Raw genomic sequence first — 15,011 nt, forward strand, 5'->3', positions numbered from 1 at the left:
GACGGCTCAGTGGCCGCCGTCGAGTGCCTTGAGTTCGGCGACCAGCGCACCCGCAGCTTCGGCGCCATCGCCATAGAGCATGCGGGTGTTGTCGGCGTAGAACAGCGCGTTCTCGATGCCGGCAAAGCCCGTCCCCTTGCCGCGTTTGATCACCACGACGTTCTTCGCCAGCACCACGTCGAGGATCGGCATGCCGTAGATCGGGCTCTGCGGGTCGGTCTTGGCGACCGGATTGACCACGTCGTTGGCGCCGATCACCAGCACCACGTCGGTGTTCGGAAATTCCGGATTGACGTCGTCCATGTCGACGATCAGGTCGTAGGGCACGCCGGCCTCGGCCAGCAGCACGTTCATGTGCCCGGGCATGCGTCCGGCGACCGGATGGATCGCGAAGCGGACCTTGACCCCGCGCTCGATCAGCCGCTGGCTCAGCTCCCAGATCTTGTGTTGCGCCTGGGCCACGGCCATGCCGTAACCGGGCACGATCACCACGCGCGCCGCATACGCCATCAGCGCAGCGACATCGGCGGCCTCGATCGGCTTCTGGCTGCCCTCGATCGCCGCCGCGGTGCCGCCGGCGCTGAAGCTCGAGAACAGCACGCTGGCGATCGAGCGGTTCATCGCCTTGGCCATCAACCGCGTCAGCAGCATGCCGGCCGCGCCGACCATGGTGCCGGCGATGATCAGCGCCTCGTTACCCAGCACGTAGCCCTCGAACGCGACCGCCAGACCGGTCAGCGCGTTGTAGAGCGAGATCACCACCGGCATGTCGGCGCCGCCGATCGGCAGCGTCATCAGCACGCCCAGCGCAAGCGCCAGCACGAAGAACACCACGATCGCCGGCACGCCCAGCGCATGCACGATCAGTCCGCCGGCGATCAGCGCGCCGACGAACACCGCCAGATTGAAGAGCTGCTGGCCCGGGAACACGTAGCGCTTGTCCATGCGCCCGTCGAGCTTGGCCCACGCGATGACCGAGCCCGACAGCGCGATCGCGCCGATCAGCGCGCCCAGCACCGCGAGCACCAGCGACAGCCGCGGCGGCGCGGCGCCCGAACCCGACCAGCGCAGCAGTTCGACCGCACCGATCGCCGCCGCCGACCCGCCGCCCAGGCCGTTGTAGAGCGCGACCATCTGCGGCATGTCGGTGATCGCGACCTTCTTGCCCGACACCCACGCGAGCCCGGTACCCAGCGCGATCGCGACCAGCATCAGGCCGATGTTCGCGAGCCCCGGCACGAAGAACGTCGCCACCGTCGCCAGCACCATGCCGACGCCGGCCCACTGGATGCCCGAGCGCGCGGTCCGCGGCGAGGCCATGCGCTGCAGGCCGAGCAGGAACAGCGTGGCGGCGACGAAATAACTGCCGGCGACGAGCCACTGCAGGCCGCTCATGCGATGCGTCCTGCGTGCGATGCCATCGCAATGGCGGCCCTCACTCCGGCGTCCCCGGACGACCCGACGGCTTGAACATCTCGAGCATCCGCTCGGTCACGACGTAACCGCCGGCGGCGTTGCCCGCCCCCATCAGCACGGCGATGAAGCCGATCGCCTTCTCCAGCGTCGTGTCGGCATGGCCGAGCACCAGCATCGCGCCGATCAGCACGATGCCGTGGATGAAGTTAGAACCCGACATCAGCGGGGTGTGCAGGATCACCGGCACCCGCGAGATGATCACGTGGCCGGCGATTGCCGCCAGCATGAAGATGTACAGCGCCACGACACCATCGATCATTGCGATTCCCCGGGCCCGTCGTCCGCATCATAACCGCCGTTGAACGGCGCGCCAGCCGGCCGGCGCCGTCCACGTCAACCGCCGCGCCGGACACGCGTTGACCTGTGCAGACCCCGCCAATGGCGACGACCCGACGATGGATGGCAGCCACTTTCCCGACCCGCATGCGCACATTGCGCACGGTAGGCTTGGCGACGTGACCGAATCCACCGTCGCGGCCGACGCCGCCACTCCCGCATTGCCGACGACGCTGGAAGGGTTTCTCGCCAGCGTCGAACGCCGCGCGTTCCGCTTCGCCGAACTCGGCCTGCGCCACCGCGACGACGCGCTGGACGCGGTGCAGGACGCGATGATCAAGATGCTCGGCTATCGCGAGCGTCCGCCGTCGGAATGGACGCCGCTGTTCTGGACCGTGCTGCGCAGCCGGATCATCGACGTGCAGCGCCGGCGCACGTTCCGGCTGAGCTGGCTCAGCGATGCGCGCGCGCCGGACGGCGAGGAGATCGACTGGGCCGACGCCGGCCCCGACCCGGCCCGCCACCACGACGGACGCGAGGCCTGGGGACGGTTGGCCGAGGCCCTGCGGCAATTGCCGCGGCGCCAGCGCGAAGCGTTCTCGCTGCGCGTGCTCGAAGAATTCGATGTCGAGACCACCGCCCGCATCATGGGATGCGGCGAGGGCTCGGTGAAGACCCATCTGTTCCGCGCCCGCGAGGCGCTGCAGACGCACCTGGAGGAATTCCGATGAACCGGTCGCACGACCCGCAGGACGACGCCGCACTGCGCGCGCTCTACGCCCAGGCGCAGGACACGATCACGCCTGCGACCACCACGCGCCTGCATCGCGCACGTCATGTCGCCTCGCAAGCCACCACGCCGGCACGGCGCGGCTGGGGCATCCCGCTGGCGACCGGATTCGCTGCGGTGTGCGCGCTCGCCATCGGCGCGCGCATGCTGATGCCGGCCACGGACGCGCCGACGGCGACGCCCGTACTCGCGGCGGCCGAATCGGCCGCGCACATCGACGAAGGCGTCGACGAAGCGCTGGCCGGCTACGACGAATCCCCCGATTTCTATCGCTGGCTCGCCGCCAACGAGTCCACCCTGCTCGCCGCGGAATGACCATGTCCCTGCCCCTGACCCGAACCGTCCTCCTCGCCGCCGCGCTGCCGTGGCTGCTGCTGTGCGGCAATGCCGCACTCGCCCAGTCCGCGCCGCCACCGGCGTGGGACCAGCTCACGCCCGCACAGCGCGAACAGCTGATCGGGCCGGTGCGCGAACGCTGGAACAGCGCCGATGCGCAGGAGCGCGAGCGCATGCTCGAACACGCGCGGCGCTGGCAGTCGATGACGCCGGCCGAGCGCGCCGAGGCGCGTCACGGCATGCACAGCTGGAAGCACCTGCCGCCCGAACAGCGCGAAGAAGCCCGCGCGCTCTACAGCAAGTTGCGCACGCTACCCGATGCCGAGCGCGACGCCCTGCGCGAACGCTGGAAGCAGATGACGCCCGAACAGCGCCGTCGCTGGGCCGCGGAGAATCCCGCCCCGCCGCGTCGCGGCTCGCGAGGCCCCTGATCGAAAAAGGCCGCGAATTCAGCGGCCACCGGCGCAGCGCGATGTTCTTCGCACGAGTGGCGGCGCGGGCGGCGCGCAACGAAACCGTTCGCGTACCGACGTCATGCGTCGGGACGGCGTCGCCTTCAGGCCGCAGCGTCTTCCACTGCAGCGCGCGCCGGCCACACCGTCTTCGCCAGCAGTTCGTCGCTCCAGTCCGGCGCCAGCCCGCCATCGACCAGCAACAGCTGGACGAAATTGAACACATTGCGCGCGAACATCTCGCTCGCGTGCGTGGCGCCCAGCGAGGCGAGATCCAGTGGCCCGGCGACGATGACGCCGCCGACATCCACCGTCTCGCCCGGCCGCGTCGCCTCGCAGTTGCCGCCGCTCTCCGCCGCCAGATCGACGATTACGCTGCCCGGCCGCATGCCGGCGACCATCGCCGCGGTGACGATCTTCGGTGCGGGCCGTCCCGGCACCGCCGCGGTGCAGACGACGACGTCGATGCCCTTGAGGTGATCACCGAGACGGCGCTGCTGTTCGGCGCGCTCCGCGTCGGTCAGCGCGCGCGCATACCCGCCCTCGCCCGCGGCGCTGACGCCCAGATCGAGGAAGCGTCCGCCCAGCGATTCGATCTGCTCGCGCGTTTCCGGTCGCACGTCGAAGCCCTCGACCTGCGCGCCGAGGCGCTTCGCGGTCGCGACCGCCTGCAGACCCGCGACACCCGCGCCGATCACCAGCACCTTCGATGGCCGGATCGTGCCCGCGGCGGTGGTCAGCATCGGAAAGAACCTCGGCGCCAGCTGCGCGCCGATCAGCACCGCCTTGTAGCCGGCCATGCCGGCCTGCGAACTGAGCACGTCCATCGACTGTGCGCGCGTCGTGCGCGGCAGGCGTTCGAGTGGAAACGCGACCAGCCCGCGCGACACGATCGTGTCGCCGCGTGCGGCCTCGGCGTCGGGCTGCAACACACCGACCAGCGCGGTGCCGGCGTCGAGCAGGTGCAGGCGGTCGATCTCCGGCGGTCGCACGCACAGCGCGACCCCCGCACCCGACAGCGCGGCCCGTGCATCGTCGACCAGGGTCGCGCCGGCATCGGCATACGCGGCATCGGAAAAATGGGCGGCGCTGCCGAGTCCACGCTCGACGCGCACCTGCGCGCCGGCCGCCACGAGTTTCTTGCAGGTCTCCGGCGTCAGCGCCACGCGCCGTTCGCCCACCGCGGTTTCACGCGCCACGCCGATCGTCACCGCCATCGACATCGTCCTCGCCCTGGAGTCGACGTCATCCTAGGCCATGTCGCCGGTCGCAGCATGCCGCGCGCCGGCGGCGGATCGATCAGGCCGCGCTGGCCTGCGCCGCGAGCGTCGCCAACGCCTGCGACACGGCGCCGCCACCCGGGCGCGCCTGCAACTGGCCGGCCTCGATCATCGCGTGCAGTTCGGCCGGCATCAGCAGGAATTCGCGCGCGCCGGTCGCATTGACCAGCAGGCAGGCGCCGCTGAGCGAGCTGCGCCACGCGATTCGCAAGGTCCGCCCCGCGCCCGCGCCGTCGGGCTGCACGAAGCGCTGCCCCTCGGCGAACGTGGTGTCGGCGAGACCGGCCTGCGGATCGGCGTCATCCGGCAACAGCGGCACGTCGTCGTCGCTCGGCGGTGTCGGCAGGTGGACCTGACGCGGCGTCGGGCTGGCGTGCTCGGCCACCAGGCCGGCCAGCCGCGCCTCGGTGGCGTTCGCATCGTTGCCGCATTGCGCGCAGCAGTCGCGCAGCGCGGGCAGGATGCCGAGCAGGCGATCGGCGACCGCACTGCCGCCATCGTTCGCCGCCAGCCCATCGGATTCGACCAGCGCATCGCCGAGCGACAGCACTTCGCGATAGCGGTCCGAATCGTCGCCATCGCGCAGCCAGGACTGCGCCAGCGCCTGGCGCCATTCGACATCCAGGAAACCGGCGACCGAGGGCAGCAGCGGACGGCCGTCGAGCCGGCGCGCGAGTTCGATCCGCGCCTGGCGGCGGGCGGCATCGAGCCGCTCGCGACCGCGCAGAGCCTGCCAGGTGCGACGCTCCACCGCCTCCGCGCGCCGACGGTTCGCAGCGAGCGCGCCATCGATCTGCGCCAGCTGCGCGGGGAATATCCGGCCATCGCCCTGCGCGCCGTCGAGCACTGCATCGGCGACGCGGTCGGCCAGTGCCTGCTGCTCGACCGACTGCGGGTCGTCGGGATCGACGCCGTCCCACAACTCGACCAGCGCCGACAGCAGCTGCATCGCCGGCGGCGACGACGGCTCGAACAGGTGCGCATCCTCGAGCGCGAGATGCAGCCAGGCCACCGACAGCAGCGCGAGACGCTCGCGGGTGGCGGGGGTCAGCTGATGGCGCGCGGCGATCAGGTCGAACAGCGCGCCGATCAGGATCAGCGCTTCGTCCTGCTCGCCGTCGAAGGCGACCGTGTGGCGATCGATGCCCAGGCCGCCGGCCACCGCATACAGGCCCTCGCGCAGGCGGATCGCGTGTGTGTCGCCGGGCGGCAGGCTGCGTTCGGACTGCAGCAGCGCGAGCGTGGACAGGAATTCGTCACGCCGGAAGCTGCGTTCGGCGGCGTCGAGCTCCGCGCGCCGCGCGTCGCGCTGGCGCCGAGCATGCCGGCGCAGCAGATTGCCGCGCGGCGCATCACCGCGTGCGGCGGGCGATGCCCCAGCACCCGCCTGCGCGACGGCGTTGCCCTGCTCCCAGATCCGGGTCTTGTTGGCCGGCAAGGTGTCCGTCGAGCCGCCGAGTCCCGCGATCAGCGATGCATGGTCGCTGTCGCCGGCCAGGGCGCAGCCGACTTCGGCCAGACGCGTATTGCACCAGGCGTAGACCCCGCCCAGTTCGGCATCGAGCAGCGCTTCGTGTCGCCGCAGCAGCGACGCACGCAGACGACGGCCGCAATCGCCGGCCTCGAAGGCGCGCAGGAAACTCTCGACGAGGAAACGCGCGGCCAACGGATTCGACGGCCGGCCGCGATACTGCAGGCGACCGGCCAGCGTGTGCAGCCGGCGATCGATGATGTCGCGCACGCTCTCGAAACGCCGGTCGAGTGCCTCGGCAACCGGCTGCCCGATCAGCTGCGCCTGCAGTTCGTCGTCCGACAACAACGAGAACGCACTGCGCGCGTGCGACGCGGGTGGTTCGGGCCACGCGGCGAACACTTCGCCCAGCGCCTTCTGCCAGCGGTGTTCGTGCTGGATGAGTTCGGCGGCGAGCACGGTCAGGCTGGTCAGGTCCTCGGCATCGGCGTCGCGCGCCGGGCTGTCCTGGGTCGCGTCGTCGCAGGCGCGCTGCAGACGCGCACGTTCGCTGCGCAGGGTTTCGCCCAGCAGCGGCAGCAGCCGCGCGGTGGCCTCGCGACGGATTCCTTCCATCAGTTGCGCGGGCGTTTCCGTCCGCAGGGCATCGCCCGGTCCTTGCGTCGACACGGGCATCGCGCCCACTCCGTCCCCCATAAGATCGCCGGACAATAACGCAAGGTCCGTCAGCGCGTCTTAACGGTAGCGCACACAGATCAGGCGGTCGCAGCGTCGCCGGCAGGATCATTCGCCGCGTTGAGCTGTTGCCACAGCTGCTTCATGGCCTCGTCGAACGGCGCATCGACCGCGCGCACGACGGCACGGCCCGCGCCGACCAGCGCGGCCAGTTCCTCGGGCGACACGACCATGCGGCGGATGCCGCGCCGGTTCACGATCAGCAGGCGCTGGGTCAGCGGACTGATCCACGCGACACGCGCCGCCGATTCGCGGCCGTTGTCGTCGACCAGACGCAGCCACTGGCCGACGCGCAGCTGGCGCATGCGTGCGGCGATCGTCGGGTCGAAATCCAAAGCATCGTGCCCGCCTGCGAGGCGCACGGCCGGATCGGGCGCCTCGTCCTCGACCTCGGACGACTGCGGCGCGTGCACGCTGCGCGGCGTGTCGGGCAGCGCCAGCGCCGCGATGATCCGCGCCACCGCATCGCGCGCGGCGTTCGCATCGAGGCCGCAACTGGAATAGCACTCGGCCAGCGGCACCTGCAGCGCCAGCAGCTCGTCGGCGACCGCGGTGCCGAGTGCGTGCGCGGCGTCGAAGTCGACCTGGACCATGGCATCGCCAATGCCGATCGCGGCCAGGTGCCGCGCCGAGTCCGGCCCGTCGCGCAGCCAGGTCTGGGTGAGATGGTGGCGCCAGTGGCGATCGAGGAAGAATGCGACGGCGGCCGTCAGGCGGCGCTCGGACAGGCGCGAGGCGACCATGTCGTCGACGCTGCGGCGCGCCTGCTGCAGGCGTTCGCGACCATGGATGGCTTCGGCCGCACGGCGCTCGGCGACATCCGCGCGCCGCCGCTGCTGGTCGAGCCGCTCGCGCAGTTCGCCCGCGGCGAGTTCGAATACCGCCTGGTCGCTCTCGTATTCGTCGACGACGCGGTCGACCACGCGGCCGGCCTGGTCGAGCAGATCCCGATCCTGCGGCGTGTCACCGACGTTGCCGTCACAGGCCTCGGTCACCGCATCGAGCAGCCGGCGGGCGGGATGCGCGCGCTGATTGAACATCGAGTCATCGGTAAGTGCGACCTTGAGATAGGGCATCACCAGCCGGCCGTAGATGTCGCGGGCCTGCTGGAGCAGATCGTTGGCGTCGAACAGCGCCTGGAACAGGATGCCGACCAGATCGATCGCGTCCTCGTCTTCGCGGCTGAGCGGCGTCTGCTCGGTATCGACGCCCAGCTCGCGCAGGCCGCGCAGCAGTTCGTCGCGGATCACATCACCGAGACGGCGGCGGTCGTCGCCGACCAGCGCGCGTGCGAACGGCGCGGGATCGTCGCCCTGCAGCATCCGCGCGACGCTCAGCAGCTGCGACATGCCCAGCACCGGACCGCCCGCGCCATCGGCGCCCGCGTCCGGTGTCATGTCGTGCGCGCGACGCTCGCGCCACTGGTGCAATTGCTCGCGGACCAGATCCCGGTAACCACGCGGCGCAGCCGCACCGGCAGGTGCATGGCCGTGGGCAGCCAGCACGTCCATCAGACCGGCCGACAGCGGCCCGTATGCAGGTGCGTCGGCACCGCCGGTCGCTGCGTGCGTGTCGGGCGCCGCGTGCGCGACCACGCCGCCGTCGGGCACCCAGCTCTCGCCGGCAGCATCGTGGCGCGTGGATCGCGCAGGCGCGGCGGTATGCACGACCGGCCGGGCCTGGGCCTGCGGCGGCTGCGACACGGCGCCCGGACCGATGCCCGCGGCATCGAGCGATGCGTTGGCCCGAGCATAGACCTCGGCGAGGATGCCGGGCAGGCGCTTGTCGAACTGGTTGAACACCATCGCGCGCAGGCCGGCCGGCAGCTCGTCGGCCTTGAACAGACGCATGAAGGCGAGGACCGGCACTTCCGGTCGCAATGGATTGGCGTGCACACCCTCGATACCGAGGCGCGCGGCCAATGCGTCCAGACGATCGTTCAACGCGGCCAGCGGGTGCAGGAACTGGTGGTCCATCAGCTCGACGATCTGCTGCGCAGCCAGATGCACTTCGAGCTCGCCCTCGGACATCAGCGACAGCCCGTCGGCCACCGGCGGCGCCGGGCGGTCGGCCAGCCACTGGTCGAATTCGGTTTCGATCGCCTTGCGGAAGCGCGTGGCCAGTTCCAGCGCGCGCTGGTTGAGCTCCAGCACGGCCATGCGCTCTTCCTGCGCCACCATGTAGTCGTGGCGCGCGAGCGCGGCCAGGCGCACCTGCTCTTCGATCGCACTCCAGAACCCGGACAGCACACCACCCAACGCAGTCACGGCGTCGTGGCGCAGCGTCTCGAGGACGCGCGCAGCGTCGCGGGCAGGACCCGCGCGCGAGCCGGAACCGGCGCCGATGTCGTGGTGATGCGTCATTTGGAGGAGAATCGGGGGAAGGGGCGTAATGCCCCTCGCATAAGATTCCCGAACCCCCACGGCAGGTCTGTGACCATCTCCGCAAATACTGAACACGAGGCGCTCGCGGCGCTCGATGCACGCCGATCCGTCCCCGCCAAGCAGCTCGACGCCCCCGGCCCGGACGACGCCACCCTGTTGCGCATGCTGCGTTCGGCCTCGCGCGTGCCCGATCACGGCAAGCGCGTGCCGTTCCGTTTCCTGCGCATCGCAGGCGCCGATCGCGACGCACTCGGCGAACGGCTCGCAGCGCGCTCGCTCGAGCGCGATCCCGATATTGGCGACGGCGCCCTGGACAAGGATCGCCGTCGGTTCTCGCATGCGCCGCTGGTGATCGTCGTGGTCGCGGTGCTCGATCCGCAGGACACCAAGATCCCGGAGGTCGAGCGCCTGCTGACCGCCGGCAGCGTCTGCTTCGCGCTGCTGCAGGCCGCGCAGGCGCTGGGCTTCGGTGGCTCGTGGCTGTCGGGCTGGCCGGCCTACGATCCCGACGTGCTGGCGCTGCTCGGTCTCGGCGCGAACGAGCGCGTCGCCGGCTTCATCCACATCGGCACGCCGCGCATCGAAGCGCCCGAACGCGAGCGTCCGGACCCGGCCACGCTGCTGACCGACTGGCAAGCCCCGTGACCCTGCCGCCACAGGCGCTGCAGGCCACGCCTGCGCCGCCCACCGCCCCGCTGTATCTGGTCGACGCCAGCCTCTACGTGTTCCGCGCCTGGCACTCGATGCCCGACGAGTTCCGCGATGGCGAAGGCTGGCCGACCAATGCCGTGCACGGCTTCGCGCGCTTTCTCGCCGAGCTGGTGGAGCGGGCGAATCCGCAGTACATCGCGATCGCGTTCGACGAAGCGCTCGACAGCTGCTTCCGCAACCGCCTCTACTCGGCCTACAAGGCCAACCGCCCGCCTGCGCCCGACGAACTGCGGCGCCAGTTCGCGCAGTGCAAGGCGCTGTGCCGCGCGCTCGGATTCGTGGTGCTGGCTGACACCGAATACGAGGCCGACGATCTGATCGGCAGCGCACTGGTCGCCGGTCGTGCGCGCGCGCATCACGGTGTCATCGTCTCGGCCGACAAGGACCTGTCGCAGCTGCTGGAAGGCGCGGACGAACAGTGGGACTACGCGCGCGGCGTGCGCTGGACGGCGGCCGGTGTGCGCGATCGCCACGGCGTCGAGGCGCACCAGATCGCCGACTATCTCGCGCTGTGCGGCGATGCGGTCGACAACATTCCCGGCGTGCCCGGCATCGGCAGCAAGACCGCGGCGAGTCTGCTGCATCACTTCCGTACGCTCGACGCGCTGCTGGAACGCAGCGACGAGATCCAGTTCCTGCGCTTCCGCGGCGCCGGACAGGTCGGGCCGAAACTGCGGCAGCACGCCGACGCGGCGCGCCTGTACCGCCAGCTGACGACGATCGCCTGCGATGCGCCGCTGGGCGAAGGCACGACTGGATTCTCACGCCGCACCGGCGATGCCGCAGCGCTCCACGCACTGTGCGAAGCCCTGCGCTTCGGACCGCTGACGCGGCGTCGGCTGCACAGCGTCGCCGGACTGGATTACGCGCCGCCCGCGATGGCCTGAGTGCGCTGTCGGTCGTCACGGACCCGCGTTAGCATCGGCGCATGACGAATCCATCGATGCGCGAACACACCGAAGTCCTCTATCAGGGCGACTGGCTGCGGCTGGTCCGCCACGGCAAATGGGAAGCCTGCGAACGCACGCATGGCGGCAACGGCATGGCGGTGCTGGTGATCGCGGTGACGCCCGACGACGAGGTGCTGTTCGTCGAGCAGTACCGCGTGCCACTGGGCGCCCGCACGATCGAAATGCCGGCCGGCCTGGTCGGCGACGGCGGCTCCACCGATTCGCTGGAAGACGCCGCGCGGCGTGAACTGATCGAGGAAACCGGCTGGTCCGCCGGCCGCGTCGACGTGCTGCTGACCGGCCCGACCACCGCCGGCATGAGCAACGAACGCGTCGCCTTCGTGCGTGCGCGCGAGCTGACGCAGGTCGGCGACGGTGGCGGCGTGGATGACGAAGCGATCATCGTCCACACCGTGCCCCGCGCGACCGCGCCGGCCTGGCTCATGCAGAAACATGCGGAAGGCTACGAGCTCGATCTCAAGCTCTGGGCCGGCCTGTGGATGGTGGACTTCAATCCGGACGGCTCGCCCGCGGATTGAGATTTGAGGGCTGTCCCGACTTGACGGCGCGTGAGACACGATCCACCGTGTCGAGACACGATGGAGGAACGTCTCTATGCACACACGGAAGTTCGTAATCGCGGCGCTGTTGGCGACGGGCACGCTTTTGTCGGAAGCCGGTATCGCTTCGGACACCAGCTTGATCGAAGTGAGTCGTGATCAGCTGCATGCGTACTGGACGCCGAGGAGCACAACAGCGACCAGGATGCTAGACAGGGGGCCGCTCAAGACTGCGCGCGAACGCCCGATGGCGGATTCGGTGGAACTCGAGTACACGATCGACAAGCGGGGGCGAGTGCGCGACGTCGTGGTCGTCTCGAAGACGCCCGAACGTGCGGATGCTACGTGGGCCGAGACCGGAACTCGCGCTTTCCGCTACCGGGCCGGGCCCGGAAATCCGGACATGCATCCCGTCCGCGTGGTTGGCGCGGTGATGCACAACGTCTCCACGGATTAGGTCAGCTTCGTGACACCTCGAGGTCAAGCCTTCTTGACGAACTCCGTCCGCAGCACCAGGCCCTTCACCTTCTCGACATTGCATTCGATGAGATCGGGGTCGTCGGTCAGACGGATGTGCTTGGCCAGCGTGCCGCGCTTGAGCGTGACGCTGGTGCCTTTGACCTTGAGGTCCTTGATCACGGTGACCGCGTCACCGTCGGCAAGGCGGGCGCCGTTGCAGTCCCTGACGATGAGCTCTTCTTCAGACATCGGAGTTTCCTGTGCGCGACGGACCTGCCGTCGCGCATCGATAGGTTGGATGACGTCGCCGCGGATCGACCGCGACGCGCGCGTCAGGCGAAGCGGTCGGTCGCGCGCACCAGCGCGTCGACGTTCTCGGCCTCGAACGCGGAGTGGCCCGATGTCGGGGTGACGACGAGTTCGGCTTTCGGCCACACCTGGTGCAGGTCGAACGCGCTCTGCACCGGGCAGACCACGTCGTAACGGCCGTGGACGATGACGCCGGGAATGTCGACGATGCGATAGGCATCGCGCAGCAACTGGTCGTCGACCTCGAAAAAGCCGGCATTGGTGAAGTAGTGGTTCTCGATGCGCGCGAACGCGAGTGCGAACTGCGCGTCGGCATGGCTGTCGGCGAAATCGGCATCGATGTGCAGGAAGCTGGTCGCGCCTTCCCACACACTCCACGCGCGCGCGGCTGCCAGACGCGTGGCCTCGTCGTCGCTGGTCAGGCGCTTGTGGAATGCCGCGATCAGATCGCCACGCTCGTCTTCCGGAATCGCCGCGATGTACTGCTGCCAGGCTTCCGGAAACAGGCGCGACGCGCCTTCCTGGTAGAACCACTCCAGCTCCCAGCGCCGCAGCATGAAGATGCCGCGCAGGATCAGTTCGGTGACCTGGCGCGGATGGGTCTGCGCATAGGCCAGCGCCAGCGTCGAACCCCAGGAACCGCCGAACACCTGCCAGCGGTCGATGCCCAGATGCGTGCGCAGCTTCTCGATGTCGGCGACCAGATCCCAGGTGCTGTTGTCGACGAGATCGGCATGCGGCGTCGAGCGCCCGGCGCCGCGCTGGTCGAACAGCACGATCCGGTACTTGGCCGGGTCGTGGAAGCTGCGCATCTTCGGGCTGCAGCCGCCGCCCGGACCGCCGTGCAGCAGCACCACCGGCTTGCCCTTTGGATTGCCGCACTGCTCGTAATAGAGCGTGTGGCGGTCGTCGACGGCGAGCGTGCCGGTGTCGAAGGGTTCGATGGCGGGATAGAGCTGGCGCATGCGCGTGGATCCGGGAAAAACCGGCCGCCAGTCTATCAGCCGGCCTCCGGAGCCCCGGGCGCGCGGCCCAGCGTCACGCGGTCACGCGCCTCCAGATCGCGCTCGGTCGCGACCTCGACGAGGCCCGCCTGTTCGAACAGCGCGCGTACCGCCGCGCCCTGTGCAAGACCGTGTTCGATCAACAGCCAGCCGCCCGGCGCGAGGTGCGCGGGCGCACCCGCGGCGAGCACACGGATCGCGTCCAGACCATCGGCACCGGACGACAGCGCCGAGGCCGGTTCGAAGCGCAGATCGCCCTGCGACAGGTGCGGGTCCTTGTCTTCGATGTAGGGCGGATTGCTGGCGATCATGTCGAAGCGCGCGCCGTCCAGCGGCGCGTACCAGTCGCCGTGGGCGAAGCGCACATTCGGCACGTCCAGCGCCTGCGCATTCGCACGGGCAACCGCGAGTGCGTCGACGCTGGCATCGGTCGCCAGCACCGCGGCGTCGGATCGTTTGCGTGCGATCGCCAGAGCGATCGCGCCGCTTCCGGTGCCGAGATCCACGACGCGCGCGTGTTCGGCAGGCAGCCGCGCCAGCGCCAATTCGACCAGCAGCTCGGTCTCCGGCCGCGGGATCAGCGTCGCCGGCGTCACCGCCAGATCCAGCCCGAAAAAGCCGCGTACACCAGTGAGATAGGCGACGGGCTCACCCGCGGCACGGCGCGCGACCAGCGATTCGAAACGCGCGGCCACGCTGTCGGGCGCGGGGTCGCGGGCATGCGCGAACAGCCAGGTCTGCGATCGGCCGGCAGCGTGCGCGAGCAGCCAGCGCGCGTCGGTCGCGTCGATGCGGGCGGCGGCGTCGCGCAGCAATGCATCCAGCGCGGGACTTCGATTCGTAATCATGACTTCACATCGTAGCCGGCCCCCGGGCGGGCATGGTGTCGCACCTCGAGGAGATCACCGATGCGCCGTTCAATCCACGCCTGTGTCGCCGCCACGCTCGCCCTGCTGGTCTCGGGCTGTCAGAGCGCGTTCTTCGGCTTCGTCAATCGCGACAGCACGCAGCCGGATGCCACCGCGGTCTACGACACCACACGCGGGCTCGCGCTCGACATCTATCGCCCGCAGAACGCCGCGCCCGATACGCCGGTCGTGCTGTTCTTCTATGGCGGCTCCTGGCAGTACGGCACGCGCGCGCAGTACCGGTTCGTCGGCAGCCGCCTGGCGCAGAACGGCGTCGTCGCGGTGGTCGCGGACTACCGCACATGGCCGGCGGCCGGCTTCCCTGCCTTCATGGGCGATGCCGCGCACGCGGTGCGCTGGACCGTCGATCACGCGGCCGAATACGGCGGCGACCCGAAGCGCGTGTTCATCGCGGGTCACTCGGCCGGTGCGCAGATCGCCGCGCTGCTGGGCACGGATGCGCGACACCTGGCCGCGGTCGATCTGAAGCCGAAGGATCTGGCGGGCGTGATCGGCCTGTCGGGCCCCTACGACTTCGTCATCAGCGGCAAGCTCGAGGAGATCTTCGGCCCGCGAAGCCAGTGGCCCGAGGCGATGGCCGTGCGCTTCGTGGATGGCGACGAACCGCCGTTCCTGCTGGTCCACGGCGACGGCGACCGCACGGTAGACGTGGGCAACAGCCGCAAGCTGGACTTCGCGCTGCGCCGCAAGGGCGTGGCTTCGACGCTGGAGATCATCTCGGGCGGGAACCACTTCGTCACCGCCGCGGCGTTCTACGACCCGGAACGCGCCCCCGAGGTGCTGCCGGCGATCCGGACATTCATCGGTCTGGATCCGACCGAAGCGGAATAACAGACAAAATGAAGGCGGCCGAGGCCGCCTTCAAAAATTCCGTGGACGTGTGGGAGGG

General features: G+C 69.9%; 15 protein-coding genes and 1 pseudogene. 8 read left to right on the plus strand and 8 right to left on the minus strand.

Annotated features, from left to right (window positions below; all coding sequences use genetic code 11):
• Window positions 1–6: 6 nt before the first annotated feature.
• Window positions 7–1,395: an NAD(P)(+) transhydrogenase (Re/Si-specific) subunit beta gene (locus AC3A5T_RS03910; protein WP_487627461.1), complete on the minus strand. Its 1,389-nt coding sequence runs from the start codon at window positions 1,393–1,395 to the stop codon at window positions 7–9.
• A gap of 40 nt (window positions 1,396–1,435) precedes the next feature.
• Window positions 1,436–1,735 (minus strand): NAD(P) transhydrogenase subunit alpha part 2, encoded by a 300-nt coding sequence (locus AC3A5T_RS03915; RefSeq protein WP_332079648.1) that lies wholly within the window; start codon window positions 1,733–1,735, stop codon window positions 1,436–1,438.
• Between the two features lie 136 nt (window positions 1,736–1,871).
• On the opposite strand from AC3A5T_RS03915, the gene AC3A5T_RS03920 reads away from it, so the two are divergent.
• The 3 genes from AC3A5T_RS03920 to AC3A5T_RS03930 are packed head-to-tail and all read left to right on the plus strand — an operon-like array spanning window position 1,872 to window position 3,309.
• Window positions 1,872–2,483 carry an RNA polymerase sigma factor gene (locus tag AC3A5T_RS03920; RefSeq protein WP_487627852.1) on the plus strand — a complete coding sequence of 204 codons (612 nt, stop codon included), beginning with the start codon at window positions 1,872–1,874 and terminating at the stop codon, window positions 2,481–2,483.
• Window positions 2,480–2,857: a hypothetical protein gene (locus AC3A5T_RS03925; protein WP_487627462.1), complete on the plus strand. Its 378-nt coding sequence runs from the start codon at window positions 2,480–2,482 to the stop codon at window positions 2,855–2,857. The genes AC3A5T_RS03920 and AC3A5T_RS03925 overlap by 4 nt, the downstream gene beginning before the upstream one ends.
• 2 nt (window positions 2,858–2,859) lie before the next feature.
• The gene (locus AC3A5T_RS03930; protein ID WP_487627463.1) at window positions 2,860–3,309 is read left to right on the plus strand and encodes a DUF3106 domain-containing protein; all 450 of its coding nucleotides are present in this window, start codon (window positions 2,860–2,862) and stop codon (window positions 3,307–3,309) included.
• A 125-nt stretch (window positions 3,310–3,434) separates the two neighbouring features.
• Here the strand turns inward: AC3A5T_RS03930 and AC3A5T_RS03935 are convergent, their stop codons facing one another.
• From AC3A5T_RS03935 to AC3A5T_RS03945, 3 genes are all read right to left on the minus strand, one after another.
• Entirely contained in the window at window positions 3,435–4,547 is a 1,113-nt protein-coding gene (locus AC3A5T_RS03935) for an NAD(P) transhydrogenase subunit alpha (RefSeq protein ID WP_487627464.1), read from the minus strand.
• Window positions 4,548–4,629: 82 nt separating this feature from the next.
• Window positions 4,630–6,696 carry a DUF1631 family protein gene (locus tag AC3A5T_RS03940; protein WP_487627465.1) on the minus strand — a complete coding sequence of 689 codons (2,067 nt, stop codon included), beginning with the start codon at window positions 6,694–6,696 and terminating at the stop codon, window positions 4,630–4,632.
• Between the two features lie 140 nt (window positions 6,697–6,836).
• The gene (locus tag AC3A5T_RS03945) at window positions 6,837–9,179 is read right to left on the minus strand and encodes a DUF1631 family protein (RefSeq protein ID WP_487627466.1); all 2,343 of its coding nucleotides are present in this window, start codon (window positions 9,177–9,179) and stop codon (window positions 6,837–6,839) included.
• 75 nt (window positions 9,180–9,254) lie between these two features.
• Between AC3A5T_RS03945 and AC3A5T_RS03950 the strand changes: the two genes are divergently transcribed.
• The 4 genes from AC3A5T_RS03950 (at window position 9,255) to AC3A5T_RS03965 (ending at window position 11,878) form a co-directional block, all read left to right on the plus strand.
• Window positions 9,255–9,845, plus strand: a complete 591-nt coding sequence (locus AC3A5T_RS03950) for a nitroreductase family protein (RefSeq protein WP_487627853.1) — start codon at window positions 9,255–9,257, stop codon at window positions 9,843–9,845.
• Entirely contained in the window at window positions 9,842–10,798 is a 957-nt protein-coding gene (locus AC3A5T_RS03955; protein WP_487627467.1) for a 5'-3' exonuclease, read from the plus strand. The genes AC3A5T_RS03950 and AC3A5T_RS03955 overlap by 4 nt, the downstream gene beginning before the upstream one ends.
• Window positions 10,799–10,839: 41 nt before the next feature.
• Window positions 10,840–11,400: an NUDIX hydrolase gene (locus AC3A5T_RS03960; protein ID WP_487627468.1), complete on the plus strand. Its 561-nt coding sequence runs from the start codon at window positions 10,840–10,842 to the stop codon at window positions 11,398–11,400.
• Window positions 11,401–11,476: 76 nt separating this feature from the next.
• The gene (locus tag AC3A5T_RS03965) at window positions 11,477–11,878 is read left to right on the plus strand and encodes a hypothetical protein (RefSeq protein WP_487627469.1); all 402 of its coding nucleotides are present in this window, start codon (window positions 11,477–11,479) and stop codon (window positions 11,876–11,878) included.
• Between the two features lie 23 nt (window positions 11,879–11,901).
• On the opposite strand, the pseudogene AC3A5T_RS03970 reads toward AC3A5T_RS03965, so the two are convergent.
• The 3 genes and pseudogenes from AC3A5T_RS03970 to prmC form a co-directional block, all read right to left on the minus strand.
• Window positions 11,902–12,111, minus strand: a pseudogene (locus AC3A5T_RS03970) (alkylphosphonate utilization protein); the annotation flags it as partial.
• A 101-nt stretch (window positions 12,112–12,212) separates the two neighbouring features.
• Window positions 12,213–13,154, minus strand: a complete 942-nt coding sequence (gene pip / locus AC3A5T_RS03975; RefSeq protein WP_487627470.1) for a prolyl aminopeptidase — start codon at window positions 13,152–13,154, stop codon at window positions 12,213–12,215.
• A gap of 35 nt (window positions 13,155–13,189) precedes the next feature.
• On the minus strand, window positions 13,190–14,041 hold the full coding sequence (gene prmC, locus AC3A5T_RS03980) for a peptide chain release factor N(5)-glutamine methyltransferase (protein ID WP_487627471.1): 852 nt from the start codon (window positions 14,039–14,041) through the stop codon (window positions 13,190–13,192).
• Window positions 14,042–14,101: 60 nt separating this feature from the next.
• On the opposite strand from prmC, the gene AC3A5T_RS03985 reads away from it, so the two are divergent.
• The gene (locus AC3A5T_RS03985; RefSeq protein WP_487627472.1) at window positions 14,102–14,953 is read left to right on the plus strand and encodes an alpha/beta hydrolase; all 852 of its coding nucleotides are present in this window, start codon (window positions 14,102–14,104) and stop codon (window positions 14,951–14,953) included.
• Window positions 14,954–15,011: the final 58 nt, after the last annotated feature.

Source organism: Luteimonas sp. Soil_C_16 (assembly GCF_057657295.1).